Here is a 19,228-nt window from a genome sequence, read left to right as displayed (position 1 = left end):
GTCGTGGCCCCCATCTCTCACCCAGCCGGACGCGCCGTCCTGTACACTTATCGTGATCGACTCGCAGGTGTATCGTATGAATCTTCCAATTGAGCGAGTAGATGCAGCACTCATGAACGTGAATGCCGATGGATACCTGCTGGATGCGGATTCGTCTAACGGCGATCAGCGCTACCTCTCGGGATTGAACGGACACGATCCCTTCATTACGCTGTATACGCCGGGTACGGTTCACCTGCTAATCGGTGGAACGGATTACACTCGAGCAAAAGCTGAGAGTAACGCAACTGATGTCGCACGGTTAGCAGCGTACGATTACGAAACGAAACAAAAAGAAGATCCGAAAATGGCCAAATCCGACGCCCTTTCGGCGTTCCTCGGCGAACGAAACATCGAATCTGTTCTCGTTCCGGACCGATTTCCACATGGAACCGCACGTGGGCTCCGCAGCAACGAGATCGACGTTATAATCGACGACGACGATACGCTCGAGACAGTGCGAGCAGTAAAAACCCGCGAAGAGGTTGCGGCTATCGAATCGGCGCAGCAGGCGACTGAGGCAGCAATGAAGCGAGCAGAAACGCTTCTTGCCGAAGCAGACGTTGCTGACGGTGTTCTCATGCGAGATGAGCAGCCGTTGACGGGAAAGTCCGTAAAAAGCGAGATAGAAGTAACTTTGCTGGAACACGGGGCGGCGCTCCACGATACACTCGTTTCATGTGGTGAAGACGCTGCGAATCCACATGGGAAAACGAGCGGCCCCCTCCGACCGAACGAAAGCATTGTGATCGATATTTTTCCGAAAGATCTCGAAACCGGGTACCATTCGGATATGACTAGAACGTTCGTCAAAGGTGCGCCAAGTGACCAGCTCCAGACCCTCTACGATGAAGTGTACGAGGCGCTAGAGATTGCACTAGAAACGGTGCAGGCGGGAGTGACCGGCGACGAGGTCAACGACCGTGTTTTCACCTTCTTCGAAGAAAACGGCCACCAGTCTCGGCGAAAGGACACGGATATCGAAGCCGGTGCACTGCACTACATCGGCCATGGCGTTGGCCTTGACGTCCACGAATTACCCGTGTGTCTTCCCGGAGGAAAGGAACTCGAAGCAGGGAACGTAATCACTCTGGAGCCAGGCCTGTATTACCCAGATATCGGCGGCGTAAGGATTGAGGACGTAATAGAAATTACCGAGAATGGGTATCGGCCGATGACCGATTACCACAAACAGTTTGTAATCGATTGAGGCCGTAGATCAGAGACGGTCTATAGCGGTAGATGGGTGGGAATTTATTATCTGGTGGCGGAATGACTGTGTTGAATGTCGATCGAAACCACAGCAGCGCTCGAGGAACTCAAATCCATCGGAGAGACAGTAGTGACACTCGAACACGTCAATGAACGATTATACTGGGACGAACAGGTGATGATGCCGGAAGGAGGCACACCGGCGCGATCGAAGCAGAAATCGACTATCTCGTCGTTGAAACACGAACGGTTGGCCGACGAACGAACCGCCGAATTACTGGAGACAGCCTCCGAGAACGAACTGGATCCAGTCGACGCTGCACTTGTCCGCGAGCTTCAATGGGAACACGACCGAGCGAGTCGAGTTCCAGACGAAATCGTAACTGAACGCGCCACCGTTACATCAGAAGCACAACCTGTATGGCGAAAAGCCAAAGCAGAGGATGATTTTTCACAGTTCGAGGACTCACTCGAACAAATCTTCGACGTCTCAAAGCGGTACGCCGATCACGTCGAGCCGAATGCAGATCGGGTTGAAGCGCTGTTCCGGGAGACCGAGCCACATTTCAGCTTTGAACGGATGGAGGAGATCCTGGCCGAACTACGTACGGAACTCGTCCCTCTGATCGAAGACATTCAGGCGAGTGACGTTGAGGTCGACCAGGAATTGTTTACCGGCTCGTTTCCCGAAGAGAAGCAGTATGCGCTCGCTCACGACATTCTCGATACGGTGGGCTACGACTGGGAGCATGGCCGACTCGACACTGCCCCACACCCGTTTGCCGGCGGGACGCCATACGATTCGCGCATAACGACTAAATTTGATGAATCGAATCTCCTCTCCGCAATCCCGACGACGTTACACGAATTCGGCCACGCGCTGTACTCGCTTGGGTTGCCACGGGATCGGTATGATTCGCCGGTTGGACTCGCACAGCATCATGCCGTCCACGAGTCACAGTCACGCTTCTGGGAGAACCACGTGAGTCGATCGCGACCGTTCTGGGAACTCGTCTTGCCGTTGATCCGTGACCACTTCGATGGGTTCGACGATGTGACGCCCGAAGACGCCTACAAAAGTGCGAACACGGTGTACGAAGATAACCCCCTCCGCACCGAAGCAGATGAATTGACGTATCATATGCATATTATCCTTCGGTTCGAGATTGAACGCGCATTGCTAACCGAGGAGCTATCGGTGAGCGAGGTGCCGTCTGTCTGGAGCGAAAAACTCGAAGAGTACCTCGGTGTTGTTCCCGAATCTACGGGCCAGGGGCCGCTGCAAGATATTCACTGGAGTATGGGTGCTATTGTGAACTTCCAAAATTATACGCTGGGTAGTGTGCTCGCCGCGCAATTGGATGCAACGATGTGCGAAGAAATTGATGACGTTGAAAATAAAATCGCTCGGGGTGAATTCAGTGACATCCGTGATTGGCTCACTACCAACGTCCACCAGTGCGGTCGGTTGCACACGACGGACGAGCTGATCGTCGAAGCAACCGGCGAAGAACTCACTGCGGAATACTTCATCGAGCACGTCACCAAGAAATACAGCAGTATCTACGATCTGTGAATGACATCGAAACCGAAGCTGAATAATTCCCAAGCGAGCCATTGACCCGATTATTGTCGGATCGATCGCATCGGTTATCGGTCCGAGGTCATCTGGTCGGTACGGCGACGTCGTCGATCACCGCTAAGCTCTCGAGCAAATCTTCGGTCGTGTTGAAATAATGCGGTGATAATCGGATTCCACCCCCACGTGCGCTCACGTTGATCCCGCGATCGATCATCGTCTCGACGGCTTCTTCAGCGTTTTCGACTTGTACATTTACGATCGATCCCCTGTACGACGATTCAATCGGTGTTCGAACCTCGAAACCACGGTCCAGCGCGCCCTCGATCAGTGTATTCGTATGTTCGCGTGTCCGCTCACGAATTCGTTCCACACCAATTTCGGCAATCAGTTCCATACCGGCGCTCGCCTGATAGGCGACAGTCGCCGGAGGGGTTCCTAATTCAAACCGTCGAGTGTTAGGCGCGAACGTTGGGGACTCGGTCTCAAATCCAAAAATATCATCCACACCGAACCAGCCCATATTTGTCGGTTCGAGCGTCCGTGCAAGGTCTTTCGCTACGTATAGAAAAGCGATTCCCGGCCCACCCAGGAGGAACTTGAGTGTCCCGGAGACCAGGGCGTCGATATTCTGTTGCTTCACGTCGATCGGAATCGTTCCTATCGACTGATAGGCGTCAAGGAAGAAATAGCCACCAACGTCGTGGACCAAATTGGCGAGGCGGCTAACGTCTACCATTCCGCCGGTAAACGAACAAACGTGCGATGTACAGACCAGTAGCGTATCCGTAGAAATCTCTTTCCGGTACGCGGTTTCCGGAACGCGAATTCCATCGGGTGACGAAGCAACTCGAAGACGCGCGCCCCGCTTTTGCTGTGCGTACCAAAATTGCGGGACCGTCGGAAACTCGAGATCACCGACGACGATGTCGGCTCGATCGTCATACGAGAGTGCGCTCGCGAACCGTGCAAGCCCATCGGTCGCCGAAGAAACGATCGCGATCTCAGCGGGAGACGCGTTGATGAGGGCGGCAAACTGCTCTTTCGCCGCTTCAACGGCAGCAAGCCAAGTAGGCCATGGGTTACCCGCTTCGATCCACACTTGCTCGCATTCCGCCCGTGCCTCGAGTGCACGTTGTGGAATCGGCGATGCAGAACAGTTGTTCAGTGGAATTCGTCCCGCATCGGTGATGGCTGGAAACTGTTCACGCCACTCATTCACAGACATACCATGTATTTTCGAAGGCCGGTTATAAATTTGCTCGATCCGAGGAACTGGTACGGCGTGTGCGACATGAACCGGGAACGCCTTTACCGAGAAGTACGATTGGTCATGTGAATGCGAGTTGGAATCATCGGCGGTGGGATCATCGGCCTGTATACCGCCCACTTCCTCTTACAGCGGGAAGTAGATGTGACAATCTTTGAAAAGTCAACACCCGGATCCGGGAGTACTGGTCGGTCCGGCGGTGGGATTCGAAGTCAGTTTTCGACCCCTGTTAATGTTGAACTATCCACGACCAGTCGCCCCCACTGGGACGCGTTCGAAGACGAATTCGAGACTGATATTCGGCGACGCCGCGTCGGGTATCTATTCCTTGCACGTGACGAGCCGACTGCGAGACAGCTCGAAAAGGACGTGAAGATGCAAAACGAATACGGCGTCCCGAGCGAATATCTCGAACCAAACGAAGCAGCGGCTCACTGCCCCGGGTTGTATGTCTCGGCGTTCACCGGTGCGTCCTATTCGCCGCAGGACGAATTCGTCGATCCGCATCTCGTCACGATGGCGCTCGTCGATCAGGTTGAATCCAGTGGAGTGACGATTGAGCGACACACTGAAGTGACGGATGTACACATCGGTTGTTCGACGGGGATCGGTGTACAAACCGAAAACGGAACTTCGTCGTTCGATACGGTCGTAAACACGGCAGGACCGTGGGCTGGACGCGTCACAGCGATGGCCGATTTGAGCCTCCCGATCAAACCGGAGCTCCATCGGCTCGCGTACGTGCTCCCCGAGACGGCGCTTCCGGAGACTGTCCCGTTGACGATCGACCTTGACGGCGGCGCCGTCTTCAGACCGGAAGGTGAAGAGGGTGTATCGGTCGGCGGTCACACGGGCTCGCATCCACGGTGTGATCCCGATTCGTTCCCCCAAGAAGCCTCGCTGGACTGGATCGAGGCGGCGCTCGAAGGAGTGGCCGCTATTTCGGATCGCTTTGGCCCGGAAACCGAGTTGGTGAATACGATGACTGGCCTCTACGCGACTACACCTGATTCAAACCCGATTATCGAAGAAACGTGCCCCGGCTTCGTCAATGTAATCGGGTTTTCCGGCCACGGGTTTATGCACGCACCAGCGGTTGGCCAAGTCGTCACCGAACTTATTATGGACGGTGAAGCATCGAGCGTCGATATTTCATCACTCACGAGCGATCGGTTCGATGATACGAGTGCAATAGACGAACAGAGCGTCATTTAGCCGTTCCAGGGTGAATCCGAGTTCCGGAAGGGGCTGATAGAGACTCGTTTTCGGGAGGGAGCGATACGGTTCGTTCACGTCCAAAGGGTCTGAGCCACGCACAAACCCCGCTCGCATCAGATTCAATCGACGGCTGCTGCCGTCGCTTCTATCTCCAACTTGAGATCCGAATTTGGAAGATTCGAAACTTCAAGGAGCGTGGTAGCGGGTCGGACACCGTCAAAGAACGCTTTGTATGCATCGCCGATCTCTTGCCAATCATCGAAATCAGTTACGTATATCGTCGTCGACACCACTGCTTCTCGGCCGACGTCGAGTTCGGCCAACGACGCTTCGATCGTTTCGAGGATGTGGGCCGTCTGCGCGTATGCATCGCCAACACCAACGACCTCGCCATCCTCGACCGCCGCCGTGCCCGATACACGTATCACGTCACCAACCCGAACCGCTCGCGAATAGCCAAATTCCGCTTCCCAGTCCGTGCCTGTCGAGACTTCACGACGTTCCATGGAAAAGACCTGAGCGGATAGCATCTTGATTCCTTCGGCTTTCGGTGCGGCAGGCTGGTGTTCGTTCGGATCGGGTCGAATCATCACCAGCCGTTGCGACGGAGTTCCAGCCGAACGCCGATGACACCGCATCCTGGATCGGTCGAGTACATCGAGTTCGTATCACTCTGGGACGAAGGAGACGTTTATTAGGGTTGCGTAACCAGCCCACTGTATGGACTCGCATCTCTTCAGTTCGATCGACCTCGGAGACATCTCCATACCGAATCGGTTGGTTGTCTCGCCGATGTGTCAGTACTCCGTCTCGGAACACGATGGGATTCCACGAGACTGGCACCTCGTTCATCTGGGAAGTCGTGCGGTTGGTGGAGCAGGGGTCGTGATGGCAGAAGCCACAGCCGTAGAGCCGGACGGGCGTATCTCACCGGCAGATACCGGCATCTGGAGCGACGCCCATGCCACCGCGTGGAAGCGAATAACCGACTTTATCAAATCACAGAACAGCGTCCCGGGGATCCAGTTGAGTCATGCGGGTCGTAAGGCGAGTACCAGTGTTCCATGGGAAGCTGACGGTGCACGGCCAGTGCAACCCGAAGACGGCGGTTGGGAAGTAGTCGCCCCAAGCGACATCCCCTGGACGCCATACGGCGACTCACCGCCGCTGCACGTTCTGGAGACCGACGAAATCGAAGATATCATCGATCACTTCGCAACCGCCGCCTCGCTCGCAGCCGACGGCGGCTTCGAGATCGCTGAAATTCACGCAGCTCACGGCTATCTGCTCCACGAGTTCCTCTCACCCGTTTCGAACACCCGAGATGACGAATACGGCGGGAGCTTCGATAACCGAACTCGAATCGTTTGCGAGATCGTGTCTGCAGTACGTGATGTCTGGGAAAAGCCGTTGTGGCTTCGAATTTCGGCGAGTGACTGGCTCGATGACCGCGATTCGTGGACGGTCGATGATTCGATTAGGCTCGCACAGAAACTCGGTCCTCTTGGCGTCGACGTCATCGACGTGAGTTCCGGCGGGATTCACCTCGACCAGGACCAACCCCATACGGGTCCGAACAATCAGGTGCCGCTCGCCGAAGCTATTAGAGACGAAGCAGACGTTGGCGTCTGTGCTGTCGGTGGTGTCAAAACCCCAGAACAGGCCGATGCACTGATTCGAAACAACCGCGCAGATTTCGTTGCCGTCGCTCGACAGTTCCTCCGAGAGCCGTACCTCGGATTGAATGCGGCCCGGAAACTGAATCAACGCGATTCTGTATACTGGCCACCACAATACGAGCGGAGTATTCGAGAATGAGATGAATCGGCCTGCAAAGCCAGATGTCAGCCGGAAACTAATAGGAACCTTGCGTATTCGACAACGCGATAGATCGCGTCAGTTGGATTCGCCAGAACGTGATCACAGATTTGTCTCAGGGCCGGGGCGCAGTCTCGCCGGGGTTTGACGTCAACACTCCGCCGTTGGAAATCGTATGAAGGTAATTCGCCGACATTTTTGGACGTCAGCGAGCGACGTAGCCGCCGTCGACCAGGAGCGTGGTGCCGCTGACGTAGCTTGCTGCATCTGACGAAAGAAACACTGCTGCACCGACAAGGTCCTCGGGCCGAGCTATTTTTCCGAGCGGAATCCGAGATCGTCGTTCCTCGTTGACCTGTGAATCGTCGGACGATAATTCTGTGCGAACGAACCCCGGTGCGAGCGTATTAACTCGAATATCGTACTGTCCCCATTCTGAAGCGAGTTGGCGGGTGAATGCCTCAACACCGCCTTTTGTTGCGTGATAGTCGACGTGGGGGACATGCTCTTCGGCGACAAACGCGTTTATCGAGGAGATGTTGAGTATCGAGCCCCCGTCTCCGTCGATCATCACCTTACCTGCGTGTTTCGCACAGAGGAACACACCGGTTAGGTTCGTTTTGAGCGTTTGTTCCCAATTTTCGAGTTCCTTCTCCTCGGCGGGCTCTGAGATAGCAATACCAGCGTTATTGACAAGAATGTCGATCCCTCCACACGCTTCGACAGTCTGATCCATCAGGTTTGTAACCGACTGCTCGTCGCAAACGTCGGCTGAGATTGCCAATGCCTCCCCCGCAGTCTGCTCAGTGATCTCTCTTGCGGCCTGTTTCCCAGCGTCGGCCGACCGATTTGCGATGATAACTGTTGCACCCGCCTCGGCAAGCGCGGTCGCGATGGCGTTTCCAATTCCGCTACTACCGCCCGTAACGATTGCACGCTTACCCTCGAGGTCGAATTGTTCAAGTACTGGCACAAGTGCAACACTGCGAACGGAGAATATAAACGTTATGTACCAGAAGATGAGGTCAGTCTAAGCGGAATGGAAAACCACGTAGGAGTAGATGATCAAGACCAGTCCGGAGTCGATCGACATTGCTGCAATACCTACTTCTGGGGATCAACGGAACGGTGAGATGACCAACGGCCATCTATGCCAACCCGTAGACGAATAGTACATGGAGGATGCCAACAGTCGGCGATGCAGCAAGATCAGTACAACGAGTGACCTGTTCATTGAACTTCATTGAGATAGATGTGGATGCGTTTTTTTAGAGCAGACAATCCAAGAGGTCAGCACACTGCAAATTAGCAACTGCGGTCAGCGGTTGCCCGCCCGCTGTTCGTACCAGCATGGCTCGCAATTACGAGGGAGCAATCAACTATGAGCGATGGTGTCGCTGCCAAGAGTGAGGTCAGTGGGATAGTGAAATGAGACCCACGACGATTTCCAGAATACGTAGATTTAATAGTGCTCGTCATTCTCATTCACACGGTGAACTAGACGAATGTCAAAAGCCACTGTGAGATATGACTGGGGGTCTCGAATCGACCGAGCAAAAGAGTTAATGAAAGAGAACGAAATCGACGCACTATACGTTGGTGCCGGTGCAAATCAATTTTATTTCACTGGCTTCAGCGCCTATGAGGGTGGATGGCCTATCTGGCTCTCTGCATACGTCCTGCCTCTTGAGGGTGAACCCGCATTCATCCTCTCGGAGATGCACCGAGACATCATGAAACATGCCGAAACGTCGATCCCGGTCGACGCTGTTACTACCTACCGCGATGGTGAGGATTCGCCACAGCTTCTCAAGTCAATTCTCGAAGAGAGAGATCTCGAGCATGCAACCATCGGACTCGAAGATGATGCCTGGTTCGGCGATAGTCAACTGCTGAACGACGTCGTTCCGGACGCCGAACTTGTGAGCGCCCAGGAGATACTCGACTATCTCCGGATGAGAAAAGACGAGACGGAAATCGAAAACATCCGCAAAGCGAACGAAATTGCAGCGGAGGCTCACGCAGCTTCCGTCGAGGCAATCGAGGAAGGACGTCCGCAATACGAGGTCGCCCAAGATGTCAACAGTGCGATGCTCGAAGCAGGCTCTCAAACGATGGGCCTGGGTGGCGTCTTCCGCGAACTCACCGATCGTCCGTTCCAGCAAGGAGACATCGTCGACGTCGACATGGGGCCACAGTTCAATCACTACGCCACTGATTGTGCACGAAATGTCTTCGTCGGTGATCCCGCCGAAGAAGACAGACGAGCATACGAGGTCTGTTCAGAGTGTATCTACGCGACGATGGATATCGTGGAACCCGGTATAACGGCCCATGAGGTGCACACATTTGCGGAAGAATACATGGCCGATGCAGGCTACGATCAGCCATGGAAGATCGGGCACGGAATCGGATTGATGAGCGGACACGAGGCACCACAGGTCCAGGAGAACAATCACCAAGAGCTCGAGGAAGGGATGGTGATTGTAATCGACCCCGGTATCTTCGTTAGTGGTCACGACCTAGACGTCCCGATACATATCGAGGACCCGGTTCTGGTCACCGAAGATGGGTGTGAGAATCTGTTGGATTACACTCACGATATCGTCACGGTCTAACCGCAGCTACACACTCTTTCGCCGAAACCGCTTTTGAGTGAGCGGCTACAATGTATACGTGAATAGTCGACTTCGTTTCTGACGGTATTCGTGGGAGGGTGATCCATCACGTACTCGTTGACGTTGAAATGTCTCGCTGATTCCCTCGAACTTCACGACGCTATCGAGGAAGCGGCTACTAGTGCCACTCGGGAGAATCCTGCGAAGTTCGTTATCGGTGACACCGGGTTGTTTGGTATTCAGACCGCGGGAGAAGTCGTAGGATTCCGTATGACAATTAGGTGCACATCGAGAGCCACCTTGTTGGGGCACTCGAAGAGATTTTTCCGGGCAATGACCCAGGGGTCCAGCGGGCCCTACGGAAACCCCTCTGTGGAGCCAGTCTCGATGCCCAGCACAACCGCGTGAATACGAAAGCCAATTTCCAGACCTCGAACGAACGCGTGTTTGCAATCAGAGAGTCAGCGATTGTCGATCAGGGTGGACAGCCCGCCCCTCCGACAGCACAGGCCGCCTGGCAAGGAGCCGAAGAGGCCGGCAAGAACATCGCACGAGCTATCGAGAATCGGGCGCTCAAGACCTGCGAGTATTCTGATAAAGGGACAGTCGTCTCAGTCGGCGACCGGCCGTTGCGCAAAACGTGAAAGGGGGTCCCGTTCGATACGTTCGGTGGGCTGTGGCGAAGACCCTCAATAAGTTATTGCGATTCGGTGGATTGCGACCCTCACGTCATGGAATAGAGCGCGTACGTCCTGGTCCACGCTATAATACTCCCCGTCAGTTTCGACCCAACACTGCCGAGGGTCACCAGTTCGACACAAAAAACGCCGGAGTTTTACAGCGCTTGCTCGATCTCGATCAACGGTGCAACCGCTTCTTCAAGTGCGATTCGGGCTTCGTCATGGAGTCGACGATATGGCTTTCGCACCGGTCCGCCCTCACAGCCACTCATTTCTGCGAGTTCATTGAGAATCGCCGGAGAGTTCGATACTATGGGACGGTCCGGCAAGGACGAGACGCCGCCCCAGACTTCGGCTAACGTGCTGTTCACGTTACGAACCCACTCATCATGGTGATTGCCCGCCTTACACTCCTCGTAAAACCGTAGCATGGTTTTTGGCGCGACCCAGGTTAGAATGCCGATGAAACCGGCACCGCCGAGCTGAGAGTCGTGCCAGAAGTGACAATCGTAGGGTGAGATCACGTTGAGTTCTTCAGTGAGATTGAGCATTCGATCATAGTGATCGGTGGCATAGTTCGAGTCCTTTACTGCCTTCACCGAGTCGATATCGAGGAGTTCGTCGTGCCACGTCTCTGGTGAGATGTTGACGCCAGTTGCCGGCGGGTAATTGTACGCGATGATCCCCAATTCGTCCAATTCAGCATCGACGTCGCTATAGAAATCACCAACCCAATCCTCCTGCAACGGGATCATGTAGGGAAGTTCTAGCAAGGTGCCGTCTGCGCCAGCTTCTTCTGCGTATACTGCCCGGCGAATAGCCTCCTGTTGATTCGATGCCGAGCTGCCAATCACACACGTTATGTCGCCAGCAGCGTCGACGCACAGATCGGTTACTTCGTTGAACTCCGCTTCCGACGGGGCCATCGATTGACCCATCGTTGCGAATTGAATGAACCCGTGGGCCCCTTGCCGTTCCAACCATTCGATGTTCGACCGGATGCCATCGTAATCGATGCTGTAATCGTCGTTCAAACAGAGCGGGGAAAGCGCGAGGACGCCTTCGAGCGGTTTTCTATCAAATTCTAGCATATTATCACTCATGTAATCTAAAGGTACTTCCAATTCCAGCCTCTTGAGCTTTTTCATATACTAGATGAGACGTGGCGACGTCGAGGGCTGGCATCCCCATGTGTGACATGACAGTCCGTTCGTCGGCTGACTCTCGTCCGGTACAGTCGCCAGAGAGTAGCTCCGTCAAATCACCGTGAACGTTATCTCTGGATAGCCCTTCGGGACCGGTAATGCCGACCTGGTCGCCGTCGATCCACAGGAGATCACGTTTTTTCAATCCAAGTACCCACTTATCCGCCGTTCGGGTGAAGTTCGGATCGAGGTCCAAGAACCCGTTCGTGGCAGCGACGTGTGTACCGGGTTCGATCCACTCTTCCATGACGATGGGTGAATCAGCCGTCGTTACCGTACAGATGATGTCAGCCCCTTTCACCGCTTCACGGGCATCCGTATACCCGGTTAGTTCGGCATCAACCTGTGATTCCATATCAGCGATAAAGGACTCACGCGCAGTATCGTCGATATCACAGGCATTCACCGCCTCTATATCGAAGAGTGCGTCCATCACTCGAAGGTGTGTCCGCCCCTCATCACCGCATCCAACGATCGTCACAACCGATGAATCTTCACGGGCTAGATATCGAGCCCCGACGGCCGCGTGGCCTGCCGTTCGTAGCGCGGTCACGATCTGACCGTCAAGCATCGCAAACGGCATCGCAGTATTGGCATCGTTGAGGATATTCACTGCGCTTAGCGTTGGAAGGTTACGTTGTGCGTTCCGGTGGAACACGCCGAGCCACTTGTTGCCCGCAACCTCAAGCGGTTTGATATGTGCCGGATAACTCGAGACGTTTCCATAGCCGTATTCGTCTTCGGGGCGCGAAAGCCACAGCTCCACAGGGTTAACCTGTTCAACCTTACCCTCGCCGACCCATCGGAACGTGTCTTCGACCCTGTCGATGCAGTCTTCTGCATTAATCACGGAATCAATGTCCCCTCGAGAGAGAAATAACATCTCGCCCGGTGTAGGATAGTCCTCTGGCATACACTGTGTACTCACTGTAGTCAGTACTTATAATTTCGCACTCTCTCAGTCTGCTCCGTGACTTTCGTAGGCATATATGAATGCCCACCTACGCACCAGAAATACGTATCACGAATTATTTCACTTCACGAAATCTTGTACTCCATTATGAAATGGATAGGCCATATCCACACTAATGGAAAACACTAAGTGTATTGGACCCATACCAATAGATAACAATGTCCAAGAAGAAATCAGCCCACGGCGGCGGGAAAAGTTCAGATAACGTCATCAAATCCGTTGAGACATCGATTTCTATTATCGAATCACTCAAACAGAGAAATACAGCGCGAGTAGGCGAGATCGCAGAGGCAACTGGGAGTTCAAAAGGAAACGTTAGTAAACATCTCAACACATTAGCAAAGCACAACTTCGTCACAAAAACCGAAAACGGCTACGAACTTGGTCTCCGATATCTCGACCTTGGTGGGTTCGTTCGGGAGAACCTTCCTGAATCACGTGTAATTAAGCCGAAGGTACTCGAGCTAGCTATCGAAACTGGAGAGGTAGCCCAGTTTTCGGTAGAGAACAATGGAAAAGCGGTCATCATTTACCGTGAGTCCGGTCAGCAAGGGGTTTCAACCCGAACGCGAGTCGGGAGACACTTACCCCTCTACCAGGTGGCCTCCGGAAAGGCTATGTTAGCACATATGCCACAGGAGCGAGTGGATGAGATCATCGAGACGCATGGCCTGGAGCCCGCGACTGAAAATACGATCACCGACCGGGAAACGCTACTTGAGGAACTGGAAGAGATTCGACAACGAAACTACGCAATTAATGACGCAGAGAGCACGAAAGGATTGTACGCTCTCGCCGCGCCGATCCGGACGTCCAACAATAGACTAATCGGCGCCTGTTCCATTTCAGGACCATCACATCGCATGCGAGGGGGTGATAATATTGACCAAACCGCCGAAATACTCCTGAGTTTCGTGAATGAAATTGAGCTCAACCTCACATACTCGTAAATTCGCCCACAATTACCATGCTGCTTGTATATCATATTAGCAAACTCGACTCCCTACTGCGGTAGAGTGAAACGGCCTTCTCGCCCCGTCTGTTGTACACTGGGCGGCAAACACGCTGAATACCAACTGTACGTGGTCTATAATGCGGCGGGGTTCCAAACTACAGTTTGATTGCTCGAGTTTGAGGGGTCCCGTTAATGGTAACTGAATCGATCGGCTTAGGCTGCAAGTCTGTCGATGAAGCGGTAGCGACGGACAACAAGGAGCCTTCTGTCCTATGACCAGAGCGAAGGCCATCACAGATAGGACGGAGCACAAGGAGAGATATTGTGTAGCCAAATAGTAGCATCGCATCCCACAATGTTGTGGATTTTCTAGATGTCTTAGGTGAGATGTTGCACGAAAACCGACGGCCAGGCAAACGTAGTGGTGCGCTCATCAACTTTGAGATGGTAGCGTATGAAGAAGTCCTATTCAGAGACAGATGAAACGTGTTCATCGCATACCGTATGGGTCGGACACTCTGTTGCACCCCACCCACTCGTTTCATGATGTGAAACGAGTGGTGTTCAACACTACGGAGCGAGAACCCTCTGTCGATCCGCCACCGGATCTCTCATGATTTGCTTGGGATAGAGAGTACAACGTCGAGCGTCAGTTCGTCCGTCAGTAAACGCATTGTTCACGAGCAGTTCGTTCGAGTTGGCTATTGTATAAGCCAAGTTTCGGTGAAGATATACTCGTTTCATAATGTGAGTTGAGACAATGTTACATGCATATGCTCGTAATGGTTGTTGTTGCACTGTTGATTACAGGGCAGCATAGATTATATACGGCCGGAATTTGTGGAATAAGCAAGTCGTTTAAATAACGGGGATGCTTGAACAGACGACATACTGGGGGAGGGTTCAGTTGCGAATCATGGCCATTTTCACTATTATGAAACATTATGGGAGGTTGTCCGTTTGCCGAGATTCAGCGTCGTGTGGGAAAAATGTGCGAATATAGGAAGATATATTTCGGTCCAAAGGCCTTCAACTGCATGCTCAATATGAAAACGGCAGCTGAAACGGCGATCAAGCAATGTATGAATCTCAAGCCTGACGAATCATGCGTAATCGTTACCGATGCGGAACGCTATCCGATCGGCAAGGCGTTGTTCGATGTGGCGAATGAGATAACGGCGGAGACCACCATCGTCAGTTATCCTCCAGGACAGACAAACGGAGCCGAACCGCCAGCGAGCGTTGCAGCAGCGATGGCCAAGAGCGACGTCGTATTGGCACCGACAACGAAGAGTTTAACGCACACACGTGCACGAACGAAGGCAACGGAGAAGGGAGCGAGAGTAGCGACCTTACCAGGCATCACGGAACAGATATTCACTGAGGGGCTTGACGTAAATTACAATACGATTGCGGAGCATTGTCAGAATCTTCGAGACCAGGTTGACGAAGCAGAAACGGTTCGTGTCAAAACTGATCTCGGGACCGACATCACATTTACCATCGGTGATAGGGAATTTATGTCGGATACAGGTATCGTTCACGAATCTGGCCAAATGTCGAACTTGCCGGCGGGAGAAGTAGCCGTGGGACCCACCAGTGCGGACGGAACGTTCGTCGTCGACGGAACGATGATGCCTCACGGCTTGCTGAAAAATGAAACGCTCACTTTTGAGGTGGTAGATGGATTCGTTGAGGGTATGTCTGATGATCGCCTTCAAAAAACGATCGATACGGCCGCTGAATCAGTCGGAAAAGCGGCATACAACATTGCAGAATTAGGTATCGGAGCAAACGTTGCTGTCAATGAATTAACTGGATCTGTCTTACTCGATGAGAAGGCTGCCGGTACGGTCCACATTGCTATTGGCGATGACGTTGGGATGGGGGGTGATACCGAAGCACCAATTCACCTCGATGGGGTAATCCGTGATCCAACGGTATATGCGGATGGAGAGAAGGTTACGCTACCCACACCACAATAAAGACTTTGAGTGGGTAATACGGATCCTGGTACAGGATTAGGTATGTAAATAACGAACGCTCACAGGACATTGTTTATCGGTCCTCGATCAAATTTCTGAATAGCAACTGGGCTCCATACCAAGAAGCGATGGTATTACAGCCATAGTTTTGTAATTCCTGGCGCAAAAATGCGTTCTATGAACCCAAATCCTGAGAGGGCGTTTCATGGTATGAAATACCCTGAATAGAGAGAATATCCACATATGAATTATTCTATAGCAGGTCGTCCACTATATGTGGATATATTACCCAATTTATCACCCATTCATGATAGAGATAGACGTCATATTGGGACCGGAGTAACGGGAGGCCTGCGATAAAGCGATGGGAATTTACATTATTTGATAGCCGCATCATCAGCTGCGACAGCTGGAGCGGGCCCAATCAGGGAGAAACTGATGAACAAGAGGATATTCCGCAGGTTTTTGACGAGCATGGATTACAAGCAGACCAAACTGAATTGTGCTAATAGTGATGATAAAGCATGACACATTCACCCTATGAAACTCGAAATTACACGGTGAACTGTCAGTGGTAGACCGATCCAGATTCACTCCAGTATCCGAATCCATTTGTTGGTGAACCCTGTATGAGTATTATGAGTTTGCTCGAAAACAGAACGGCAGTGATAACGGGTGCAGCCAGTGGTGTCGGCCGAGGGATTGCGATCCGATTCGCCGAAGAGGGAGCGAATGTAGTCGTGGCCGATGTCCAACGCCGCCCTCGAGAAGGCGGCCCATCGACCGTTACCGTAGTTACCGACGAAACTGACGGCGAAGCGGCGCACGTCACGTGCGATGTTACATCGACCGACCAGTTACGTGACGCTATCGACGCAGCCGAGCAGTTCGGGGGCATCGATATCCTCGTAAACAACGCGGGAATCCTCTCAAATACCTCGTTCGAAGAGATGACCGAATCCGAATATGACCGACTCATGGATATCAATGTGAAAGGTGTGTTCTTTGGATCACAGATTGCAGCCAAACGTATGCGAGAAAACGAACGTGGCGGAGCAATAATTAATCTCTCAAGTGTACTTGGAATTCGAGGGTCGGGAAAGTACGTCGCTTATGTCGCCTCGAAAGGTGCCGTTCGTTCGATGACATACGCCCTCGCCGACGAACTTGGTCCGGATGGGATCAGAGTGAACGCCATTCATCCAGGGACTATTGAAACGCAGATGAATCGTGAGGACATAGAGCTCCTTGGTACCGAATCAGAAAACCAAGTCAAACGTTCGGTCGCCCTTCGCCGACTTGGCCATCCAACAGATATTGGAAACGTCGCTGTATTTCTCGCAAGCGAATTATCCGACTATGTGACCGGCGTCTCGATTCCTGTCGACGGCGGCGAAGTGAACATTAGCTAGGTAGATTTCCATCGAACACGACCACTTCGAGCCAGATGAGATCGTGGTGGAAGCCGACTTGGCGTCGAATTGTCGCTATAGGTGAGACAATAGGTTTGAGTTCGATGCGGGCGTTGCAGTGTCAGAACCGGTATCTCACTCTTCGAGTAGCTCGATCGACGTTTGCGGAGCCGTGAGATACTCGGCTCCGTCAGCACGCACGACCACCATTTCCTCCTGACCAAGGTACCCCCATTCGGTTTCGATCCCCAACTCGAGCGTGAATACCTGCCCCTCTAATACGTCCTTCGTGGGCGTATCACCGTATCGCTCCCAGCGCGGACCGAGATACGTTCCGCCGTCGTGGACATTACGGCCGACTTGATGGCCGAATCCGTGCTGAAACTCTGGCCAGCCGCGGTCGGTCAGCGTCTCACGCGCCGCAGTGTCCACCTCGTGGCCTTGAATACCAGGACGAAGTGTTTCGAATCCAGCCTGGATTGCGGCCCTAACGTCCTCGAACGCCGACTGAAGCCCGGTCGGGATTGTTGAATTACCATCGACCGGTCGATAGTAAAGCCGTTGCATGTCCGATGCGTAGCCTTCGTAAACGACTCCGAAATCGAGGTGTAGAACTTCCCCCTCCGGAAGCCGCAACGCACTCGGTTTAGCGTGACCCCATTCCGCTTGGCTACCGGCGTCGACCGCGGGACAAACGTCAGCGTGCCATGCCGTGGAAAGACCGCGTGATTCGACCTCTTCATGCACGAACTCCGCTACGTCGGCCTCACTCCAGTCGGGTCGCCAGGCATTTCGCATTGTCTCCAGTATCTCGAGAGAGATGTCAACCGAACATTGTATTCGTTTCAGTTCCGTGTCGGATTTTGTCCCTCGAACTCGGTTTATGATCGGCTCGCTGCTTTCAAACGTAGCCTCAACCGACGCACCGTCGACGTACTCTTCTAAGAGTCGATACAGACCGAGACTTAGTCCATCGGCGGTGTTGTTACTTTTCGAATAGTTAATCGCAATGGTATCGGGATCAATCGATTCAATCACCTCCCGAAATACTCGCTCCAGCGAGTTCTCGTAGGAGAATACCTCGTGGAGACCAACACTTCGGATCGTGTCGGCATCGTGTGTCTCACAGAGGACGATTCGCTCGTCGTCCTGTGTAATGAGTACCATCCCTGGCCAGACAAAATCCTCCCCGAGGAGGAGTGGAAGAACTGGTTCAGCTATGTCACTGGTTTCGCGGCCAAAGGTTATCCACGCGTCGACATCGTAATCTGCTAACACGGCGCCAGCCTGTTCGAGTTTCTCGCTAACGATCGTTACATCCGTCATATGATACCGTCGATTCGCGGTGAAGACGTAAACGTTTGGATCCGGTTCGTCCGGCTCGCTAATGCATCCGTATTCCCAACTGATGATGTCGGAAGCACGAAAAAGAGAAAAATGATTTCCGAGGTGAGATACGGGTTTCCGGATCAGCACCTCTCGGCAGGCGCTATTCTGACTTTTCTCCTAATATTTTCGTGCTGCCGTCGCCGTACACCTGAGCATTGATCGACTATAGTTTCTGAGAGGATTATATCTCTGTGTATAGCCGAGATTCCGTCTTTAACGAGGCGAATTTCCACCCATCATCTCCTCGCCGGTACGTTTCGTCGTACCTAACCTGACCGAATCGGGTTGTGCCATCAGATTGGAGGAAAACGATACCATACCATTTCCCAGTTGCCGAATCGCCGTCAATTTCGATCACCGGATTGAGTACCGTATGTGTCGTCTGCTCAAATTCAGTCACATGCGTTTCAATAAATCCCTGGATTTCCGTTCTTCCACGGTAGGTTTCGCGAGTGGCGTAATCAATTATCGCGTCGTCTGTGAAGAGGTCGACAAAATCATTACAGCGTTTGTCGTCGATACTGTAACAGTATCTGAATTTTAGCTGGCAGATACGGTGCCAGTTCTGTAACTCATCCCATGCAGTACTCGATTCCATACGTTCGTATGTCTCCGCCAGTCCCTTATACTATCCGTTGCGACGAAACCAATAGTGAAGGTAGCAACGACGACAGTATTGAGTACCGTGACCCAACGCCAATGATCAGTAATTCGCATATTTCTTGTTACCGATACAGACACTGAGTCGTTAGAATAGCACAACCATGTGGTTCAACGTATCGTATATAAATTATAGAAATCAGTGAATGAGCATATCTATATATAAAGTACGTTCCTATAGAGATGGATCGATTGATTGCTCGAATTACCAAGGG

The 19,228-nt window shown here is 52.8% G+C and carries 15 protein-coding genes; 8 read left to right on the top strand and 7 right to left on the bottom strand.

The window, feature by feature from the left end:
* The first annotated feature begins 76 nt into the window (after positions 1–76).
* Positions 77–1,249 carry a M24 family metallopeptidase gene (locus NGM15_RS17360; RefSeq protein WP_253438910.1) on the top strand — a complete coding sequence of 391 codons (1,173 nt, stop codon included), beginning with the start codon at positions 77–79 and terminating at the stop codon, positions 1,247–1,249.
* A gap of 75 nt (positions 1,250–1,324) precedes the next feature.
* Positions 1,325–2,827, top strand: a complete 1,503-nt coding sequence (locus NGM15_RS17355; RefSeq protein ID WP_253438907.1) for a carboxypeptidase M32 — start codon at positions 1,325–1,327, stop codon at positions 2,825–2,827.
* An 88-nt stretch (positions 2,828–2,915) separates the two neighbouring features.
* Here NGM15_RS17355 and NGM15_RS17350 read toward each other — a convergent pair whose 3' ends face one another.
* Positions 2,916–4,058, bottom strand: coding sequence for an aminotransferase class V-fold PLP-dependent enzyme (locus tag NGM15_RS17350; RefSeq protein ID WP_253438904.1), 1,143 nt, complete (start codon positions 4,056–4,058; stop codon positions 2,916–2,918).
* A gap of 111 nt (positions 4,059–4,169) precedes the next feature.
* Here NGM15_RS17350 and NGM15_RS17345 point away from each other — a divergent pair, with 111 nt between their 5' ends.
* Positions 4,170–5,315 carry an NAD(P)/FAD-dependent oxidoreductase gene (locus tag NGM15_RS17345; RefSeq protein WP_253438901.1) on the top strand — a complete coding sequence of 382 codons (1,146 nt, stop codon included), beginning with the start codon at positions 4,170–4,172 and terminating at the stop codon, positions 5,313–5,315.
* A 122-nt stretch (positions 5,316–5,437) separates the two neighbouring features.
* On the opposite strand, the gene NGM15_RS17340 is transcribed toward NGM15_RS17345, so the two are convergent.
* On the bottom strand, positions 5,438–5,908 hold the full coding sequence (locus NGM15_RS17340) for a RidA family protein (protein WP_425494496.1): 471 nt from the start codon (positions 5,906–5,908) through the stop codon (positions 5,438–5,440).
* A 130-nt stretch (positions 5,909–6,038) separates the two neighbouring features.
* On the opposite strand from NGM15_RS17340, the gene NGM15_RS17335 reads away from it, so the two are divergent.
* Positions 6,039–7,136: an NADH:flavin oxidoreductase/NADH oxidase gene (locus NGM15_RS17335; protein WP_253438898.1), complete on the top strand. Its 1,098-nt coding sequence runs from the start codon at positions 6,039–6,041 to the stop codon at positions 7,134–7,136.
* 205 nt (positions 7,137–7,341) lie between these two features.
* Here NGM15_RS17335 and NGM15_RS17330 read toward each other — a convergent pair whose 3' ends face one another.
* Entirely contained in the window at positions 7,342–8,109 is a 768-nt protein-coding gene (locus NGM15_RS17330; protein WP_253438895.1) for an SDR family NAD(P)-dependent oxidoreductase, read from the bottom strand.
* 532 nt (positions 8,110–8,641) lie between these two features.
* On the opposite strand from NGM15_RS17330, the gene NGM15_RS17325 reads away from it, so the two are divergent.
* Complete coding sequence (locus NGM15_RS17325) at positions 8,642–9,754, top strand: M24 family metallopeptidase (RefSeq protein ID WP_253438892.1); 1,113 nt, start codon at positions 8,642–8,644, stop codon at positions 9,752–9,754.
* 835 nt (positions 9,755–10,589) lie between these two features.
* Here NGM15_RS17325 and NGM15_RS17320 read toward each other — a convergent pair.
* Together NGM15_RS17320 and NGM15_RS17315 are read right to left on the bottom strand one after the other, a co-directional pair.
* Positions 10,590–11,537, bottom strand: coding sequence for a dihydrodipicolinate synthase family protein (locus tag NGM15_RS17320; RefSeq protein ID WP_253438889.1), 948 nt, complete (start codon positions 11,535–11,537; stop codon positions 10,590–10,592).
* The gene (locus NGM15_RS17315; RefSeq protein ID WP_253438886.1) at positions 11,530–12,552 is read right to left on the bottom strand and encodes an ornithine cyclodeaminase family protein; all 1,023 of its coding nucleotides are present in this window, start codon (positions 12,550–12,552) and stop codon (positions 11,530–11,532) included. Before NGM15_RS17315 ends, NGM15_RS17320 begins: the two co-directional genes overlap by 8 nt.
* Before the next feature lie 218 nt (positions 12,553–12,770).
* Between NGM15_RS17315 and NGM15_RS17310 the strand changes: the two genes are divergently transcribed.
* The 3 genes from NGM15_RS17310 to NGM15_RS17300 all read left to right on the top strand — a co-directional run bounded on the left by NGM15_RS17310 (position 12,771) and on the right by NGM15_RS17300 (position 16,964).
* Complete coding sequence (locus tag NGM15_RS17310) at positions 12,771–13,562, top strand: IclR family transcriptional regulator (RefSeq protein ID WP_253438883.1); 792 nt, start codon at positions 12,771–12,773, stop codon at positions 13,560–13,562.
* A 1,042-nt stretch (positions 13,563–14,604) separates the two neighbouring features.
* Positions 14,605–15,552 (top strand): aminopeptidase, encoded by a 948-nt coding sequence (locus tag NGM15_RS17305; protein WP_253438879.1) that lies wholly within the window; start codon positions 14,605–14,607, stop codon positions 15,550–15,552.
* A 629-nt stretch (positions 15,553–16,181) separates the two neighbouring features.
* Positions 16,182–16,964 (top strand): SDR family oxidoreductase, encoded by a 783-nt coding sequence (locus tag NGM15_RS17300; protein ID WP_253438876.1) that lies wholly within the window; start codon positions 16,182–16,184, stop codon positions 16,962–16,964.
* A 135-nt stretch (positions 16,965–17,099) separates the two neighbouring features.
* Here NGM15_RS17300 and NGM15_RS17295 read toward each other — a convergent pair whose 3' ends face one another.
* Both NGM15_RS17295 and NGM15_RS17290 read right to left on the bottom strand, forming a co-directional pair.
* Positions 17,100–18,290 carry a M24 family metallopeptidase gene (locus NGM15_RS17295; protein WP_253438873.1) on the bottom strand — a complete coding sequence of 397 codons (1,191 nt, stop codon included), beginning with the start codon at positions 18,288–18,290 and terminating at the stop codon, positions 17,100–17,102.
* Positions 18,291–18,534: 244 nt separating this feature from the next.
* Positions 18,535–18,951 carry a nuclear transport factor 2 family protein gene (locus NGM15_RS17290; RefSeq protein ID WP_253438871.1) on the bottom strand — a complete coding sequence of 139 codons (417 nt, stop codon included), beginning with the start codon at positions 18,949–18,951 and terminating at the stop codon, positions 18,535–18,537.
* Positions 18,952–19,228: the final 277 nt, after the last annotated feature.

This window comes from Natronosalvus halobius (genome assembly GCF_024138145.1).
In the GTDB taxonomy this organism is placed as follows: Archaea; Halobacteriota; Halobacteria; order Halobacteriales; family Natrialbaceae; genus Natronosalvus; species Natronosalvus halobius.
This window is presented reverse-complemented; position numbering and strand designations above follow the sequence as displayed.

Coding starts and splice junctions, on each gene's coding strand:
- NGM15_RS17360 (WP_253438910.1), top strand. CDS start 77: ATGAATCTTCCAATTGAGCGAGTAGATGCAGCACTCATGAACGTGAAT.
- NGM15_RS17355 (WP_253438907.1), top strand. CDS start 1,325: ATGTCGATCGAAACCACAGCAGCGCTCGAGGAACTCAAATCCATCGGA.
- NGM15_RS17350 (WP_253438904.1), bottom strand. CDS start 4,058: ATGTCTGTGAATGAGTGGCGTGAACAGTTTCCAGCCATCACCGATGCG.
- NGM15_RS17345 (WP_253438901.1), top strand. CDS start 4,170: ATGCGAGTTGGAATCATCGGCGGTGGGATCATCGGCCTGTATACCGCC.
- NGM15_RS17340 (WP_425494496.1), bottom strand. CDS start 5,908: ATGATTCGACCCGATCCGAACGAACACCAGCCTGCCGCACCGAAAGCC.
- NGM15_RS17335 (WP_253438898.1), top strand. CDS start 6,039: ATGGACTCGCATCTCTTCAGTTCGATCGACCTCGGAGACATCTCCATA.
- NGM15_RS17325 (WP_253438892.1), top strand. CDS start 8,642: ATGTCAAAAGCCACTGTGAGATATGACTGGGGGTCTCGAATCGACCGA.
- NGM15_RS17320 (WP_253438889.1), bottom strand. CDS start 11,537: ATGAGTGATAATATGCTAGAATTTGATAGAAAACCGCTCGAAGGCGTC.
- NGM15_RS17315 (WP_253438886.1), bottom strand. CDS start 12,552: ATGCCAGAGGACTATCCTACACCGGGCGAGATGTTATTTCTCTCTCGA.
- NGM15_RS17310 (WP_253438883.1), top strand. CDS start 12,771: ATGTCCAAGAAGAAATCAGCCCACGGCGGCGGGAAAAGTTCAGATAAC.
- NGM15_RS17305 (WP_253438879.1), top strand. CDS start 14,605: ATGCTCAATATGAAAACGGCAGCTGAAACGGCGATCAAGCAATGTATG.
- NGM15_RS17300 (WP_253438876.1), top strand. CDS start 16,182: ATGAGTATTATGAGTTTGCTCGAAAACAGAACGGCAGTGATAACGGGT.
- NGM15_RS17295 (WP_253438873.1), bottom strand. CDS start 18,290: ATGACGGATGTAACGATCGTTAGCGAGAAACTCGAACAGGCTGGCGCC.
- NGM15_RS17290 (WP_253438871.1), bottom strand. CDS start 18,951: ATGGAATCGAGTACTGCATGGGATGAGTTACAGAACTGGCACCGTATC.